Genomic DNA, 17,837 nt, shown 5'->3' with positions numbered 1-17,837 from the left:
AATCCAATCAAAATACAGGATATGGAGCTGAAGGTTGTTTAAAGATTTTCTTATCCGCCCCAAGTCCTACGATGATGAATCGCACGATGGTTTCTTACATCGTGTAGCATCGGAAAATCACTGTACTTTTCAGGATGCACTGCATGTAATATTTAGTGAGCCCGGAAGCTGTAAAACCGGGCAAGAGGGGGGAGATGAAGCATTTGACCCTATTGCTTTCGAGTTTGGGAAAAAGCTCTTTAATAAACACGTCTGGAAAAAAGACTTTCCTAAGCTTTTCGATCTCTTAACGCAAAAGTTTTGTGTCAAATGTCTCAAAGAGAGACATTACGTGAGGGCGATCTGGGATTTTCGACAGTACACGTCCTGTCATTTGCATGGTGTTGCATTGATAAACCGTTGTGATAATTGCCATGGAAGTATCGATACTGCTTCAGTTATTAATAAACACTGCCGGAAATGTCAGTCTTTATTAATGGATGTCACAATTGAAAAGTCAGGCAATACTCGCTTTGCACACGAAGTTAATGAGGTTTTCAATAGCACCGACAAGTCGATGCAGGAAAAGCTCACCATTCTGAATAGCCGAATTGAACAGCTGCACCCATACTTAAGGTTGGTGTCCGACGGCAGTATTAAATCGCTGAACGACATTAGAAAAGCAGATTTGGCAAGATTTTCTGAGTTACAGGACGTTGCTCTGGCACTAATGGATGAACCGCAAGAAGGGAGCGAACGATTGGCGAAGCAGATATCAGAAAAATTTTCCAAGAGTCATCCTAGTGTAGTATTTAATCCATACCGAGAAGTAATAAACGACTCAACAGCTTTTCAATTTGCAGGAGTGATGAAAGCATCTCTTACTTCCGGTCATTTTGAAGACGCTCAAAACTTCATTTCAATCGATATGATATCCCGTCTTTGGCAAGTCGATATCGACGAACTAACACAAGCCATAGATACGGTCTTGCCTGAAATTCGACAAGGGCAGAAAAGAATTAAGCTAGGTGACTTTGCTAATAATGCTGATTCAATATTGAAATTGTGTCGCGAGGCCAACCGAGACGATTAGCCCGACATTTTCTTCGCGGTTATTAAGCATTCTCAATACCCGAACAATCACACAAATACGTAACGTAAACACCAATGTACCCACTGGTGCGAAAATAAAGCTTCTGCCATGGAGAAAGCGTGACGCCATGACCAAGTATCGCTACAAGGTCAATCATGGGTGTCTCAGTGCAATCTATATTGGACGAGCGCAGCAAACATACTCGGTTTGCTCCATCCTCCAGCACGATACTCCAATCCTCAGTAGGTTCTACTGAAATGCATGTCTTAGCAATTTGGTAAGGTCCAGCGAATCCATACCAACTTTGAAGTTCGTCAGGGTTTACCAATACACACTCTTGGCTATTACGTCCGGATCTTGAGATACAGGGAATAAGAGATTGCATGGTAGCGTCTCCTTTTAGTTTAGGTTTAACGATGAAGTCATGCCCTTTAAGCCTACATTGGCAAACTGGACAACAGGGGAGTCTTGAAAGTCAAAGCCGAGGCTCGGGCCTTTCTCTGCAACATAGCCGAAAATATCGATCATGATACTGCTGGCGAACATGTATTCTGCCTCATCCAAAAATATTGAATCTGTATGGTTGTGTAGCATGGACTCAATGCCGAGATACATGTACTCATAAGCATGCAATTCAGATAGTACCCGTTGGGTTCGGGGTTGTTGTCCGGACAGACTGTGTCCAAACAGCAAACAACTGGGAATACACCCTACATGTGCCAGGACTTGTAAGTAGGCTTGTTCTGCGGCATCTCTTGGTGACGTAAATCCGCGTTCACCAATTAGAGAATGAGGTAAAATAAAGCGCTTGTGGGGTAACTTTTCCAGATTTTCATTAGCGCACAACTGCTCTATTTCAGACATAGTCTTTGCTGGTAGTAGGTCACCTAACCAAAGCGCTTTACATTCCATTATTGAATCGAAGTTAGCCATGATTATTTCCTTCTGAGACGTGAACGTGGCGGTAAATATTCAGTAGCGCACCATCAATTTTGGGCCCACTTATGCAGACCAAGTTGTCTCGCTTTCGGGGTTTTAAAACATACTTCGCCTTAAATGCGTTAATCGACTCGGCGGTAATCAGGCAGATTTTTCGAGAATGGGAAGGCAGCTTGATCATCTGACTATCTAGGTAATTCCTTTTCGCAAGGTCATACACTGCATTCAGGTTTACACCCAGCAATCGAGTCACTTGTTTTGGCATCAGGTAACCGAGGTGTGAGAAGTCTGGTTCATCGGTTATTAACGGATGGAACTGGTTTAGCGAGAGTGGGCGGTTTTTGTCAGGGTAGAAAGCAAATTTAACCTTTCCTGCCAGCATATCGGAAACGACCACTGCCGTTGATTTACCCTTGAAATGGAGGCTGCGCATCGGCGCATGGGGAAGTACGCTTTTGTTATTAATTACTCGGCAACCGCCCTTACTCAGCCCCTGAATAAAGCGACTGATATGCCGTGTATCGAAAAGCCAATCTCGGTGTTCATCGTCCGGTTGCGCAACGGAGGGAAGTAGACCTTCTTTGACCAGCTGTACAACACTCGAACGGCTGAGCTCCATTATGTTGCATAAATCACACAGGTTAATGTAATGATACTGTTCAGCAGCAAATTTCAGCACGTTTGCTTTACGCAGAAGCCTTACACCACTTTGTGTTTCACTGACATCGCTAAGCAATCCAAGCTTAATGAGTCGTTCAAGTCCTTTCTCACGAAGCCCTAAAAGCTGCATCGCCTGCTTACAGGACATATTCTGTATACATTCGCTGGGTAGTAGCTTGTGATTTGGACTCCACAATGGCGTTGTGGAATCTGGTCTTTGAATGAATGCCTCAAATGCCTTCTGTAAACATGAATAAGCATAGGTATTGCGGTACGGGCCAGCATACAGTTCGTCATAAATGTCGCGAAAGGAGGCTCTCACTCCATGGCCAGTATGAGTATGAATAATCCTAGTTTCACTGTGAAGAAATAACGGAAAAACTGAAGCCGGCCATTCTTTGAGTAATGAAAATGCTTGTTCCCAAGCATCTTTGGGGGCATGCCGCGGTCTGCTGCTACCCGATATCCGAGGATCGAATTTCACAATAAACCGTAATAACAGCATCAGATCGAACAGTGACAACAAGTGAATGGGTTGAGGTAGCGTAGTATTCGGTATTCCGCTGGAGAGTCTGACGATAAGTAAACTTAACTCTATTGCATCTTCAGATGCTGTTGAACAATCATCGGGCTCTTTAACCAGCTTCGACCATATATCATGTTCCCCCCAACTCAGTTGCGTACCACTGTGCCAACAGCGTGTTAGATCGCACCCATGCTTCGGGCAAACAGTCATAGGCACCATTGCGCTGCTAAACGGAATGTACCCCATTTCTTCGAAACACTGACGACACAGCTTAGGATGAGAAAAATCCAGCATATCGGTCGGAAACTCTTGGTTAAAAGCCAGTGTTTTTACCGCCGCGATATTAACCGTATTATCCTCAAGCAAGCTGACGTCGAGCTGTAAATTGTGAGCGAGAACATCAACGTCGAATGCTCCGGTTACCAGCTTTCTGTGCGCAATTCTGCAATTCAGGGTGTCAAGTTCGCAGGAGAACAACAGGTCTTGCAAACACCGCATATGGTTTAGCCAACTTACCCGCATCATAAATGCCAATAAGTGCTCGTTTCTTTTGGGGAAGGGTCTAATCAAAAATCTCATCGTAACCGCCTTTTGCATCGTCTTTGATAGACAGTGTAGACCGATTTTCAAAAGATCGTATTAAAATGATAGGATCAATTTAATAATATCTAATTGATAGGATTAAATTGATAGCCAGGCGGGATTGCAGTAAGGTAAAGAAAATTACAACAAAAATGTGAAATTCAGGGTGAGTAATCAAACTGGTGATCTGCTTAATATTCAGTACGCACAGCGAGAAAGGCTGGCATTCATAGACTATTGCCTGGAGTATGTCGGTAAGGTAAGTCGCACAACGCTCGTTGCTCATTTTGACGTGGGTGTGGCAAGTTGTTCACGCGACTTCAAGCTGTACACCTCACTTGCGCCACACAACGTCACTTTCACCCATCGTGATAAGTTTTATTACCGAACTGAAGAATTCACGCCGCTATTTAATCACGAGCCTTCTGTAGTGCTAAAAAGCCTCTCTGAAGGTTTTGGTGATGGGTTTGCAAACCCCAGAGTGCAGATTGATTGGATCTTTGATGCGCCCACATTGGTGCTTCCAAAGCCCGAATTAGTCGGAACGATCACTCGCACTATCGCGTCTCGTTCTGCTATTACAATCTGTTATCACTCGCTCAGTTCTGGCGAAAGTGAACGCACTATCGTACCGCACGCTATTGTTAATAACGGGCAAAGATGGCATGTCAGAGCGTTCGATCTCCAATCTCAATCTTTCAGAGACTTTGTATGTACCCGCATTGAGCATGTGTCATCTTCAGAACACCTTATTGACGAGGCACAAACAGCAAGTGCAGATGCCCAATGGCAGCAAAGAGTTAGCCTTGAGCTCGTGCCACACCCAAAGCTACAGCACAAAAAATCCATCGAATTAGATTTTGAGATGCAGGAAGGAAAGCGTGTAATTGAAACGCGGGCAGCGCTTGCCGGATACCTTCTGCGCTACTGGAATGTGGATTGTTCAGAAGATGCCGACCTGCCATCAGAGCAGAATCACTTATGGCTCAAAAATTCTCAAATTAAATCAGTTATCGAAAATATCAGCTTGGCTCCCGGCGCGGTCGGATGCTTTGCAAATACAGTATCAATGGAGCAATAAACAGTGAACAACACGGAACAACAGTTTTTAAAAGCGTTGGACGACAAGTTATGGAAGTCCGCAGATAAGCTCAGAGCCAATCTGGACGCCGCAAACTATAAACATGTGGTGTTAGGCCTAATTTTTCTTAAATACGTGTCAGACGCGTTTGAGGAGCGTCAGGAGCAGTTAATTGAGCTTTTTAATACAGACAGTGACGACAATATTTACTATTTGCCTCGTGAAGACTTCGAGTCAGACGAAGAATACCAACAAGCGATTGCTGATGAACTGGAAGTATTGGATTACTATCGCGAGACCAATGTGTTTTGGGTACCGAAAGCCGCGCGTTGGAAAACTCTAAAGGAAAAGGCTGTCTTACCGGTAGGTACAGTACTTTGGCTGGATGAAGCGGAAAATGGTGTAAAACTTCGTTCAGTCTCCTGGCTGATTGATAATGCGCTTGATGAGATTGAAAAGAGTAACGCCAAACTTAAAGGTATCTTGAACCGCATCAGCCAGTATCAGTTGGACAATGACAAGTTACTGGGCCTTATAAATACCTTTTCTGATACTTCTTTCTCCCGCCCGGTACATAACGGCGAAAAGCTGAACCTGCACAGCAAGGATATTCTTGGCCACGTGTATGAATATTTCCTCGGTCAGTTTGCTTTAGCTGAGGGTAAGCAGGGCGGTCAGTACTACACACCAAAGAGCATCGTCACCCTGATCGTGGAGATGCTGGAACCCTATTCTGGTCGCGTTTACGACCCAGCAATGGGGTCGGGCGGCTTCTTTGTCTCTAGTGACAAATTTATCGAAGAACACGCCAAAGATCAGCATTACGATGCGGCTGAACAGAAAAAACATATCTCCGTTTATGGTCAGGAGTCTAACCCGACCACCTGGAAGCTGGCTGCCATGAATATGGCCATCCGTGGCATAGACTTCAATTTTGGTAAAAAGAATGCCGACACCTTTCTGGATGATCAGCATCCAGACCTTCGCGCCGACTTTGTAATGGCTAACCCGCCATTTAACGTAAAAGACTGGTGGAGCGAAAAACTCGCTGAAGATGTGCGTTGGAAGTACGGTACGCCTCCTAAAGGTAACGCCAACTTTGGTTGGATCCAGCACATGCTTCATCATCTAGCACCGACTGGTAGCATGGGTATTCTATTGGCCAACGGTTCCATGTCATCCAACACTAATAACGAAGGCGAGATTCGTAAGCGGTTGGTGGAAGAGGACCTTGTGGAATGTATGGTAGCATTACCAGGGCAACTTTTTACCAATACCCAAATTCCCGCCTGTATTTGGTTTTTAACCAAAGATAAATCCAACAGCGTGGTACGCAACGAGAAAAAGCGTGACCGCCGCAGCGAGTTCCTATTTATCGATGCCCGCAATCTCGGCTATATGCGCGACCGGGTTCTGCGCGACTTTACATCAGAAGACATTGCTAAAGTAGCTGACACCTTCCATGCCTGGCAGCGCGGAGAGGGGTATGAGGATATTGCTGGCTTCTGTAAATCTGTTGAACTTTATGAAATTAAAAAGCACGACTTTGTATTAACGCCAGGGCGTTATGTGGGCGCGGCGGCGCAAGAAGATGATGGCGAACCCTTTTCTGAAAAAATGGCGCGACTGACTTTACAACTGAGTGAACAATTTGCGGAGAGTGAGCGATTGGAGGGTGAGATAAAACGGAATTTAGGGGAGCTGGGATATGAATTGGGTTGATACGAGGGTTGGTGACTTTTCACCATTTGTTTATGGAAAAGCTATCGCGAAGAAAGATCAGCTGTCAGATGGTGTTCCTGTATTTGGATCTAACGGAGTATATACCTATTCTTCCAAGCCTTTAGTTGGACCATATGCTGTTATCATTGGAAGAAAAGGAACTGTTGGAAAAATTCACATTAGTGAAAAGCCATGTTGGGTCAGCGACACAGCATTTTACATCCAATATGACAATATAGAAGAAGCGTATTTCTCCTACTACTTGCTGTCTAGTCTTGGTTTAGAAGACATGAATACCGATGCAGCGGTACCAGGTTTAAACCGTAATAACGCACATCGATTAGAAGTTAAAATTCCTGATACAATCGAACAACGACGTCAGTTAGTTGAACCACTTATCAAGCTTGATAACAAAATCCACCTCGACCAACAAATCAACCAAACCCTCGAACAGGTTGCGCAAGCCATTTTTAAAAGCTGGTTTGTAGATTTTGAACCCGTAAAAGCCAAAATCGCAGCGTTGGCAGCCGGCGGTAGTGACGAAGACGCTCTACTCGCCGCCATGCAAGCCATCTCCGGCAAAGATGCCGGTCAGCTCGCCATCATGCAGGCAGACCAACCTGAGCAATATGCCGAACTACGCGCCAACGCCGCGTTGTTCCCATCAGCAATGCAGGAAAGTGAGTTGGGAGAGATTCCAAGTGGATGGAGCATTGAAAAAACTGAAAGCCTATCTGAAAAAATCGGGATGGGACCATTTGGCTCAAATATAAAAGTATCTACTTTTGTAGAGGACGGTGTTCCCATCATAAGTGGTCAGCATCTGAAAGAGACATTGGTAACTGATGGTGATAACAACTTTATAACTGAGCAACATGCAGATAAGTTAAAAAACTCAAATGTCTATCCTGAGGATATAATATTCACTCACGCGGGCTCAATTGGGCAGGTATCAATTATACCGGCCAAGTCAAAATGGGACAGATATGTAATCTCTCAACGTCAGTTCTTTTTGAGAGTCGACAGAGAGAAAGCTTCTCCATACTTTTTGGCTTATTTCTTTCGCTCTTTTTTAGGTCAGCACCTGCTATTATCGAATGCCTCACAAGTGGGAGTACCTTCTATTGCACGACCATCATCGCACTTGAAGAGTATTGAATTGGTTACTCCCACGGTAAGTTTACAAGAAAAATTTGAAAGTCATGTTAAAAAGCTCAATGACTTGGTCATGGCAAATCGGAAGGAAAGCGAAACCTTAAAATCAATTCGAGAAACCCTGCTGCCAAAACTCCTTTCTGGTGAGTTGAGTGTTGATGCTGAAGTGAAGTCGCAGGGAAAAGTTGAGTATGATAGAGCACACGACCTAGCCGCGTTGATCGAAAAAATCGAAAGTGACTTACCATCAAAGTCTCACTTTGTAGAGAGTGAAAGAGTCTCAAGCGAGTTCGAAAATATACGTGCTATTGGGTTTATGACTAAAATTACTGGCTCGTTAGGTGAAGGTGGGGGTGAGTATTTAAAGCTTCCTGTATTTTTGCGGACCCTTCGTCAGAATCCCATTCTAGATAAAGTCCTTTCCGCTACCGTTGATGGAGTTGTGAGTATACCTTTCTTCATGGACGCGATAATTGCTATTTTGAACAAATACCTTGGTAACAAGATACAATTTGACCAAAAAACGGCCTTGGTGCTTCTGGCTTTTCCTAAGGAAACTTACAGAAAGACATCAGAGCTTTTGAACAAAGCTTATCAGTTAAGTATTAATGCAGGTTTGCCCCCAATTGATGAGGATGAATTGCATCAAACCTTAAGCTGGCTACATGAACAAGGTTTGGTACTTCCCGAAAATAAAAATGAAGCATGGCGGCTTGTAGATAAATTTCGTCATGAAATAGACAATTGGGACTGAGAAAAGGAATTTACAGAATGACTGAAGACCAGTTAGAACAGCAGTGCTTAGAATGGTTTACCGAGGTGGGTTGGGAAATCGCCCATGGCCCAGATATTGCCCACGATGGGATAACTCCTGAACGGAAGGACTACCGACAAGTATTACTACTTGCTGATTTAGAAGCGGCAATTACTCGCATCAATCCGCATCTTCCTGCTTCTGTCGTGGAGCAGACTGTCGCTATTGTCAGCAAACCAGAGAGTCTGGATACGGTTCTCAGCAATCGGGCATTTCACCGTTTATTACTTGATGGTGTGCCGGTGGAATACAAACGTGACGATGAGATAGTGCATGACCATGCTTTCCTGATTGATTTTTCAGACATCTCGGCAAATCGCTTCAGAGCTATTAACCAATTCACCATTGAAGGAAGTAAGCAACTCAGACGTCCTGACGTTATATGCTTTATCAACGGCCTTCCCCTTGTCGTCCTGGAGCTGAAAAGTCCCAACGCAGAGAACGCGGATATTTGGGACGCGTTTAATCAGATTCAGACCTACAAAGACGAGGTATCTGACCTATTTGTTTACAACGAAGCCTCTGTCATCAGTGACGGATTTAACGCCCGTGTTGGGTCGCTGACCGCCAATCAGGAACGCTATATGCCATGGCGTACCATTAAGCATGAAGACGACAGGCCTATGCTCGATTGGCAACTTGAAACCATGGTTAGAGGCTTTTTCGACTGTGAATTGTTCTTAGATTACATCCGCTACTTTGTCATTTTCGAAACTGACGATGACAAGCTGATCAAAAAGATTGCCGGATATCATCAGTTCCACGCGGTGCGAGAAGCCGTAAAAGCAACGGTGATTGCATCACAGCAACTCTCAAGCAAAGGCATTCAGGAAAAACGCGCTACCTATGGTGAGCAAGTTGTGCCTGGCAGTAAGAAGGCCGGCGTGGTGTGGCATACTCAGGGCTCTGGCAAGAGTATATCTATGTGTTGTTACGCAGGTAAGCTGTTGCAACAACCTGAAATGAACAACCCGACTTTGATTGTTGTTACTGACCGTAATGATCTGGATGGGCAGTTATTTGCTACTTTTAGCGCTGCAATGGAGTTACTCAAGCAGGAGCCGGCACAAGCAGAAGACCGCGACACGTTGCGACAACTTCTTGCTGAGCGCGAGTCTGGTGGCATTATCTTCACTACAGTACAGAAGTTTGCGTTACTTGAAGAAGAGCAGAGTCATCCCATTTTGAATGGTCGCCATAACATTGTGGTGATTTCCGATGAGGCACACCGCAGTCAATACGGCCTTAAGGCCACGCTCAAAAAAGACGGTACCTATAAATTCGGTTACGCCAAGCACATGCGCGATGCTTTACCGAATGCGTCATTTATTGGTTTTACCGGCACACCTATTGCCAGCGAAGATAAAGATACCCGCGCTGTATTCGGTGATTATGTGTCTATTTACGATATTCAGGATGCAGTTGACGATGGTGCAACAGTGCCGATTTATTATGAATCGCGTCTGGCTAAGTTGGATCTGAACCGTGAAGAAATCGAAGCACTGTCTGATCAGGTAGATGAAGTAGTTGAAGATGAAGAAGACGTCGGCCAGCGAGAGAAAACCAAAGGGGAATGGAGTCGCCTCGAAAAACTGGTGGGTGCAGGTCCAAGACTTCAGCAAGTTGCAGAAGACTTAGTCGAACACTTTGAAACTCGCTCGCAATCCATGGACGGTAAAGCCATGATTGTGGCGATGAGCCGCGATATATGTGCACATCTCTACAATGAAATCGTCAAGATACGCCCTGATTGGCACGACCCCGACCCAGAAAAAGGTGCGATTAAAATTGTTATGACAGGTTCGGCATCGGATAAAGCATTGCTGCAACCCCATATTTACAACAAGAAAACTAAAAAGCGTCTTGAGAAACGATTCAAGGATATTAACGACCCGCTTAAATTAGTAATTGTAAGGGATATGTGGTTAACCGGCTTTGATGCACCTTGCTGTCATACTATGTATGTCGATAAGCCGATGAAAGGCCATAACCTGATGCAGGCAATTGCAAGGGTAAATCGGGTATTCAAAAACAAACCTGGTGGTCTAGTGGTCGACTACATAGGTATTGCCAACGAACTGAAGCAGGCCCTTAAAACCTACACCGATGCCAAAGGCAAAGGCGAGCCAACTCATAGCGCCGAAGAGGCCTTCGCTATATTGCTTGAAAAACTCGATATTATTCATGGCATGTTCGCGGCAGGTCCAAAACAGCAGGGCTTTGATTACAGTGGTTTTGAAGAGGATGCCAATAAGCTTCTTATTCCAACGGCCAACTATGTTTTGAGTCTGGATGACGGAAAGAAACGATTCCTCGATACCGTTCTGGCTTTAAGTAAAGCGTATTCATTATGTAGTACTCTTGATGAAGCGCGTGCCTACCACAAAGAAATTGCCTTTTTATCAGCGGTTAAGGCAGCCATTACTAAACATACCAACGTAAACAAAAAGCTCACTCAGGAAGAGAAAAATTCCGCACTGAAGCAAATACTCGATAACGCCGTCGTAGCCGATGGCGTTGCGGACGTGTTTGCTTTGTGTGGTCTGGATAAACCCAATATTGGTCTGCTCTCCGACGAGTTTTTGGAAGACGTTCGTCAAATGCCTTACAAAAACTTCGCTGTCGAATTATTGGAGAAGCTGCTCAAGGATGGCATTAGTGCCAAAACACGAAACAATGTAGTGCAGGAGAAAAAGTACAGCGAACGGTTGCAGGAAACTCTCCGCAAATACAATAACCGAGGTATTGAAACCGCACAGGTAATCGAAGAGCTGATTGCCATGGCAAAGCAGTTTCAGGATGAGATGGCGCGTGACGAAGCGCTCGGGCTTAACCCCGATGAGGTGGCGTTCTACGATGCGCTTGCTAATAACGAAAGCGCGGTAAGAGAGCTTGGCGACGACACATTGAAGAAAATCGCCATTGAAATTACGCAAAAATTAAGAGCATCGACAACAGTAGACTGGCAAGTCAGAGAGAGCGTGCGTGCAAAATTGAGAATCCTAGTTCGCCGTACATTGCAACGATATAAATATCCACCTGACAAGGCAGTTGAGGCTGTTGAATTGATTTTGCAGCAAGCAGAAGTTTTGTCGAATAGTTGGAGTTAATGCGCTAAAGGGAATAAAAGCAATGGATAAACTAGCAGATAAATGGGCTGGCCGTATTTACGGTACAAATACAGGGAATGTTTTTCTAGAGATTACCCAGAAAGATGCGAGTATTGAGGGACGCCTTCGTATTATGGATTCTGTATTCGGAGTTTCCTTATACAGTTGTGTAGGCACAGTAGCAGACATCATAGAAATGACATGTGAACCTGAACAAGATATTGAGGGAGTTGTGCAGGGGACGGTAACGGTTCAAGGCCGTTTAGACGAAGAAGGCAGGCTGCACGGTTCATGGGAATCTGCCATTGGCACTGGCGGAACATTCGAGATGTATCCCCACAACATAGAAAAAGTAGACAAGACAAAAAATCCCGAACAAATACACAATAAAACCGTTCCGATTGGTTCGGTTAGGCTATTTAAGTCAGACCTTCTACAGCTTGTGAATTATATCTCTAAGGACTTCACAGCCGGTCGAGTCATAGTTACTTATCATTTCCGAGGTGTAGAGTTAACGAAATATGCAGATGACTTCTTTAGCCAGTTGGATGATATAGAGCACCTTCAATACATAAAGCTGGTTATACAAGAGCCTGAAGCTTATGGCATCAATAGGGTCGTCGTTATCGAGCTTGGTGTTCATGGATTTAGTGAGATAAGAGTCTCGGGTATCAATGAATCCTGGGTATTGGGTAAAGCTGAATCGATATTTCAGTTTTTAAAACCAAAGCAAAACGCCTTAGTTACAACTTACAGAAAGCATGGACTGAATATTAATAGCATTTTATTCGCAGTTTTACTTATCAGCTTACCCGAAATATCAGATTGGAAGAGTAGAGGAATATTCGTTATATGTGCCTTTACCTTGTTGGGAATTTTAATGCACATACATGCAAAATATATCCCTAATACGTCAATTTACCTTACAGAGTCAAAACCAAGTTTTGTTAAACGAATTTGGCCCAGCCTTCTTTCTTGGTTTATTGCCGCAAGTAGCTCATTGGCTGCGGCTTATGTATTTTATTTACTCAAGGGTGGATAGTACGAAATAGGTTCATGAGATAAGAAGTAGTAAAAAAGCGGTTTACAACACTTATAAAGTGTAAGCATGCTGAGAGTAAAGATCTTAAAGGAGTAAAGATATCAAAGTAAAAATTTTGGGTGGGACTGGATTACACGCCAGCGAACGCAGAGCCGTTGCCCGCATGGAAGAAAAACTTCGAGACAGTTGGTTCGCCTATGCCAGTTTATTGGTCGCAGACGATCAAGGTTCGATGGATGTTGATACTTTAATCATTACCCACGACAGATTATTACTTGTCGAGTTAAAAGAATGGAATGGAAAGCTCGAAAGTAGTGATGGTAAGTGGTATCTAAACGGCAAGTATAGATCGAAAAGTCCATATGAAATCAAACGAGTACATGCTTTAAGAATAGCGAAGCTTCTCCAAACTGAACTTGAACATAAATTAGGTTATTTTCCTTTAGTAGAAGCACATGTTGTGTTGTGCGGTAGCGCAACCCCTTACAATTTATCAACTTCAGAACGTCGTTTTGTACATTCTCTAGAGGAATTCCTTGAGATAAGAAGTTCTGATGGTTATGAAAAAATCACCGCTGATCAAAAGAAAGCCATCTATACAGTATTCGAGAGAAACAATAACTCTAGACCTAACAGCGAACGTTGCTTACCAATATTCAAGGAGTTTTTTGCAGGTCCAAGGATTAAAGCCAAAAATTATATTTATTATGATTATGAATCATCAAAGGATTGCTGGTTCCAGCACCGAAATGGTATTTATCAAGAATACCAGGCGTACAACGTTGAAACACCGAATTTAAATGCTTTGCTTAGACGTTGGGATCTAAATCGTCTTGGAATCGGGAATGCTACCCAAGAACAATGGGCACAAATAGCTCTAAGAGAAAGCAGGGTGTTGAACCATGTTAAAGCCCAGAGTAACCATTTAGAGCAGCTAATGTTAAGACCGCTGGTTCCTTTGACGGCGGAGGATGTTAGTGAAGAATGCACGGAACTTTATGAACTCAAAAGAACTTATAAAAGATTAGATGAGTTAATTGCACGTGAGGGAGCAACATGGTCAGTAGAGAAGAGAGCTGACTTGGTTAGGGCATTACTCGCTCCCTTTTCCGAACTGCACGGCTTGGATTTAGGTCACCGTGATATAGATGGTCATAACTTGTGGTTTGCAGCAGAGCAAAACAGTATTGTGACATCAGGCTATGCCAACGCTTTCTTCCCCGAAAAAGGAAGTATAAAAGACCTTCGTAAACTACTACAAAGTTCTTACATGAAGCTGCCTGAAGACGAGCTTGCGATGGATGGAGATATTCTAGATCCGTTCAAGCAAGATGTATTTATGCTCGCTGTTCTCGGCTACCAAATATGCTTCTCCGGTGAAAGCTTACCCAAAGAAGATGGAGTACCAATCTGGAAGTTGCCAGATTCCAGTAAAGATCCTTTTGCCGGAAAATTAAACTCTTGGTTTGAGAGCTCGCTCAGCTGGGATCCTCAATCTAGGTTTAATAATGCTTCTGAAATGCTGGCTAAATTCAATGAACTAACCAAAGGAGCGGTACCCCTTCAGTCGGACAAGATTGATGTATATGACAAACTTATTGGTAGCGATTTTGTAAAGAGAGAATTCGGAATTTTCGATGTATTTAATGAGTACCCTCCGATTGGTGGTAATCCAGGATACGGCGAAAAGCTTGTGTATAAAAGTACTCAAGAAGGTAAAGAGTACTTATGTAAGATATGGCCGCAAGTAAGAGTTTCAGTTGATTCAGTTGGAATCAATAGAAGATTGATTCAACTGAAAAAACGAGTAGAAATTGTTAGAGAATCTGGTTTCCGAGTACCACAAATTATTGATTGTGGACTTCTTGAAGGAGGAGGTCTATTTCTAGTCACTGAAATTATAGATGGTGAAGTCTGGGATCAAAAACAACTTACTATGTTGGAAGAAGACCAAAGGCTAAAGTTAGCGCAGTCACTGATTCAGACTGTGGATGGTATGCATACGCTAAATATCTCTCATGGGGATATACACCCCAATAACATCATAGTTTCGTTCAACTCCCAAACTGAGAATAAAGAACTAGAAAAAGTTTCTTTGATTGATGTTGTTGATTTTACAGAAGAGTCTGAAGTGCACAACACCGAGTATGGTCCAAGCAACCCGGCACTTACGGATTCATTTGGAAGAGATAGGGTCGCGTGCTACAAGCTTGTTAGGGAGCTTTTTGACGATGACTTTTCTAAGGAACTCGATGAGGAGCTCACACGAGGACTAAGCGGTAAAAATGGCATACCACCTTCATTGGAAGCGTTGGAGAGAGTATTAATAGATTCATCAAAACCAAAAAATGATGGAATCAATAATCCTGCGGCTCTCTCTGTGCTCTGGGGGCATGCTTCATTTCCTCAAGAATCTGAAATTCTAGAACAAGACGAGGGACGTTATTTTCTCAATTCTAGGTGGGATCGAAAAAGAGAGAATCTCTTAAACTGCTATATCACGGGAATATCCTCACAACTAACGATTACTTTAAGGCTTCAAGATAATATACGAGCAGTGGAAAGAGTGTCTTATCGTAGTAAAGTTCCATTAAGTGAAGTCGTTTCAGCGTCAGGTAAGGCACAAGAAGAATTAAACGTTCCTATTTCTGTTGGTTATGGAAATCTAGATTCAGCAAATGAAAAAGCGATTATTGACTTGCTTTTATCCTTAGACTCTACGTTGACTCTTTTGGAAGAAAAATTTGGAAGTGGAATTACAGACGAAATTAATGACGGCGAATTTGAAAGTGTGCAGCTGAATCCAAATCAGGTTTGGAAAGCGTTAATTGATTCCGAAGAGGAAATATTACAAACCATAGAAGTGTTTTCCAGCGATGTTGAAGAAAATCGAAATGGAAACTTATTAGTTCCTTACAGCGATTTGCAGGGGGGCGCTCTAAACTTTGAGGAAGATGATCAGATTTTTGTTTCGATTGCTGGTGATGACTCCCACATTGGCGAATTGGTTGTTCAGGAAACTAATAGAGACTTCCTGTCAATCAAGCCGAAAAGAACATACGTCAGAAAGTCGTTAAAAAAGGGAGGGATTATCCAGCTTGAGTCGCTTAGAAGTAAAGCCTCAAGGGACCGAAGAAACAAAGCGCTCTCAAGAGTTATTGAAAGTGAGTCTGTAATATCACGACTTTCTGATTATTTTGATGTCAACGCTAAAATTGAGCGCAGAAAGTATGCGGAGCCACCATCAGAGGAAGATATCCGTGAGTTGTATGATTCCGATACTGTTGAAATGAATCCAAAACAGGTGGATGCGTTTCAACAGTTGTATGCATATGGTCCTGTTGGGGTTCTTCAGGGCCCTCCTGGTACAGGGAAAACAGCATTTACAAGCAGGTTTATCCACTACCTTCTTGAGCACGCAAATGTACAGAATATTCTCTTAGTCGGTCAATCTCACACAGCAGTTGATAACGTAGCTATTAAGGCTAGAGAAGTATGTAGTTCACATGGATTTGACCTGAATATAGTGAGGATTGGTCAAGAGCAAATGATTGATGAGGAGCTATTGCATGCACATACAGCTTCCCTTCAAAGGCAGATTAGAAACAAGTTTCATCGAGAGTATGAACAACGGATTTCAATGCTCGCTCGACATCTTCTATTGCCAGATGAATTAGTAACTGATTTATGTTTTTTGCACAGGACACTCGCACCTCTGATCAAAAATAGAGAGCACCTTCTGTTGATCAAAGAGGAGAAAGTGAGAAAAGGTAATTCAGACGTTGTCGACATAACCGAAGATAACAATAAGTTACATGCTGTCGAAGAAAGAATTTCGGTCATTCTTGATAAGAAGTTCCAAGGCGAGTTCAATATACATTTCGACCAAGACTCAAATCCATGGAAAGATATTTCGTTTAAGGCTGCTGAGTTGCATGGTCTAAATAACCCTTCAGCCCTTCAGCGTTTAAATAAATTGTTGAGCCTAAGTCAGGACTGGATGGATACTTTATTCACTGGGGAAGCTAACTATGACAGCTTTCTGGTCGGTACCAGGCAACTTGTATGCGGTACTTTGGTAGGAATGGGGCTGAAAAGTATCGAATTAGAATCAAAAATATTCGATTGGGTTATTGTAGATGAGGCCGGGAGAGCCCAAGCGTCAGAGCTAATGGTAGCACTTCAATGTGCGAAGCGAGTTCTTTTAGTAGGAGACCATAAGCAATTACCTCCCTTGTATGATAGGGAGCAATTGAGGGTTGCAGCGAAAAAACTCGGAGTGACTGTTGAAGCGTTTAGTGAAAGCGATTTCTACAGGGCATTTCGTGTAAACCAAGGAATAACATTAGATACACAATACAGAATGGCAAAGCCAATCAGTGACTTAGTCTCTAATTGTTTTTATTCCGAAGAAGTTGGTGAACTTAAGACAGGGCGGCCTGAGCCTGCTAATTGGTACAATACATTGCCATTTCCTCTGGATAGAGCCGTTAGTTGGATTGATAGCTCTGGTATGAAAGGGAAAATGGGTGAAGAAGTTATAGATACGGGTAAGTATATAAACCGCACGGAAGCGGAAGCAATTTTGAAGATACTTGAAAATTTGACCACGGCAAGATTATCGGTCTTAGCCAAATTGAAAAGTGAAGTTAGTAATGAACAACAATATCCAATAGGAATAATCACGATGTATCGAGCTCAGAAGGAATTGATTGAATCTGAGCTCAGTAAGTCAGAATGGGCAGTTTCATTACGTCACTTGATTAAGATAGACACCGTTGATTCTTATCAAGGACAGGAAAACAAGATTGTCATTCTTAGTTTAGTAAGGGACAACTTGCGTTCCGTACAAGGTTTCTTGAGAGACGCGCCAAGGATAAACGTGGCGATTTCTCGCGCGCAGGAGAGATTAATAATAATAGGGGCAAGACGTATGTGGGCTGAAGGAAAGTCTGATTCATCTCTTGGTAAAGTCTTGAGCTATATAGGTTTAATGTCACAGAGAGATAGTGATAATTACATCATAGCGCCTTGCGAGAAAATTCTTATGGATGGGGAGAGGGTATGATTAGTACTGACAACACAGTTCATGAGTCGAGGAAAAGAGGGAACGTAGTCACTGTTCTAATTCCGG

10 protein-coding genes are annotated in these 17,837 nt (G+C 43.2%); 7 read left to right on the top strand and 3 right to left on the bottom strand.

What is annotated here, in order from left to right:
• Positions 1 to 34 precede the first annotated feature (34 nt).
• The gene (locus tag HHX48_RS09705; protein WP_191024584.1) at positions 35 to 1,072 is read left to right on the top strand and encodes a TniQ family protein; all 1,038 of its coding nucleotides are present in this window, start codon (positions 35 to 37) and stop codon (positions 1,070 to 1,072) included.
• 22 nt (positions 1,073 to 1,094) lie between these two features.
• Here the strand turns inward: HHX48_RS09705 and HHX48_RS18945 are convergent, their stop codons facing one another.
• The 3 genes from HHX48_RS18945 to HHX48_RS09695 form a co-directional block, all read right to left on the bottom strand.
• Positions 1,095 to 1,229 (bottom strand): hypothetical protein, encoded by a 135-nt coding sequence (locus tag HHX48_RS18945; RefSeq protein WP_263406932.1) that lies wholly within the window; start codon positions 1,227 to 1,229, stop codon positions 1,095 to 1,097.
• Positions 1,230 to 1,471: 242 nt separating this feature from the next.
• The gene (locus HHX48_RS09700; protein WP_191024582.1) at positions 1,472 to 2,005 is read right to left on the bottom strand and encodes a hypothetical protein; all 534 of its coding nucleotides are present in this window, start codon (positions 2,003 to 2,005) and stop codon (positions 1,472 to 1,474) included.
• A complete protein-coding gene (locus HHX48_RS09695; protein ID WP_191024580.1) occupies positions 1,998 to 3,776 on the bottom strand; it encodes a TniQ family protein in 1,779 nt (592 codons plus the stop codon). The genes HHX48_RS09700 and HHX48_RS09695 overlap by 8 nt, the downstream gene beginning before the upstream one ends.
• A 169-nt stretch (positions 3,777 to 3,945) precedes the next feature.
• Between HHX48_RS09695 and HHX48_RS09690 the strand changes: the two genes are divergently transcribed.
• The 6 genes from HHX48_RS09690 (at position 3,946) to HHX48_RS09665 (ending at position 17,771) form a co-directional block, all read left to right on the top strand.
• Positions 3,946 to 4,860, top strand: coding sequence for a WYL domain-containing protein (locus HHX48_RS09690; RefSeq protein ID WP_191024578.1), 915 nt, complete (start codon positions 3,946 to 3,948; stop codon positions 4,858 to 4,860).
• A gap of 3 nt (positions 4,861 to 4,863) precedes the next feature.
• The gene (locus HHX48_RS09685) at positions 4,864 to 6,582 is read left to right on the top strand and encodes a class I SAM-dependent DNA methyltransferase (RefSeq protein WP_191024576.1); all 1,719 of its coding nucleotides are present in this window, start codon (positions 4,864 to 4,866) and stop codon (positions 6,580 to 6,582) included.
• On the top strand, positions 6,569 to 8,491 hold the full coding sequence (locus tag HHX48_RS09680; protein WP_191024574.1) for a restriction endonuclease subunit S: 1,923 nt from the start codon (positions 6,569 to 6,571) through the stop codon (positions 8,489 to 8,491). The genes HHX48_RS09685 and HHX48_RS09680 overlap by 14 nt, the downstream gene beginning before the upstream one ends.
• 17 nt (positions 8,492 to 8,508) lie before the next feature.
• On the top strand, positions 8,509 to 11,661 hold the full coding sequence (locus tag HHX48_RS09675) for a type I restriction endonuclease subunit R (protein ID WP_191024572.1): 3,153 nt from the start codon (positions 8,509 to 8,511) through the stop codon (positions 11,659 to 11,661).
• Positions 11,662 to 11,683: 22 nt separating this feature from the next.
• Complete coding sequence (locus HHX48_RS09670) at positions 11,684 to 12,703, top strand: hypothetical protein (RefSeq protein ID WP_191024570.1); 1,020 nt, start codon at positions 11,684 to 11,686, stop codon at positions 12,701 to 12,703.
• A 115-nt stretch (positions 12,704 to 12,818) separates the two neighbouring features.
• Complete coding sequence (locus HHX48_RS09665; RefSeq protein ID WP_223858232.1) at positions 12,819 to 17,771, top strand: AAA domain-containing protein; 4,953 nt, start codon at positions 12,819 to 12,821, stop codon at positions 17,769 to 17,771.
• Positions 17,772 to 17,837 lie beyond the last annotated feature (66 nt).

The sequence above is a fragment of the Salinimonas profundi genome, assembly GCF_014750655.1.
GTDB classification, from domain to species: domain Bacteria; phylum Pseudomonadota; class Gammaproteobacteria; order Enterobacterales; family Alteromonadaceae; genus Alteromonas; species Alteromonas profundi_A.
The sequence above is the reverse complement of the archived record's forward strand: the minus strand, read 5'-3'. Positions and strand labels throughout refer to the sequence as shown.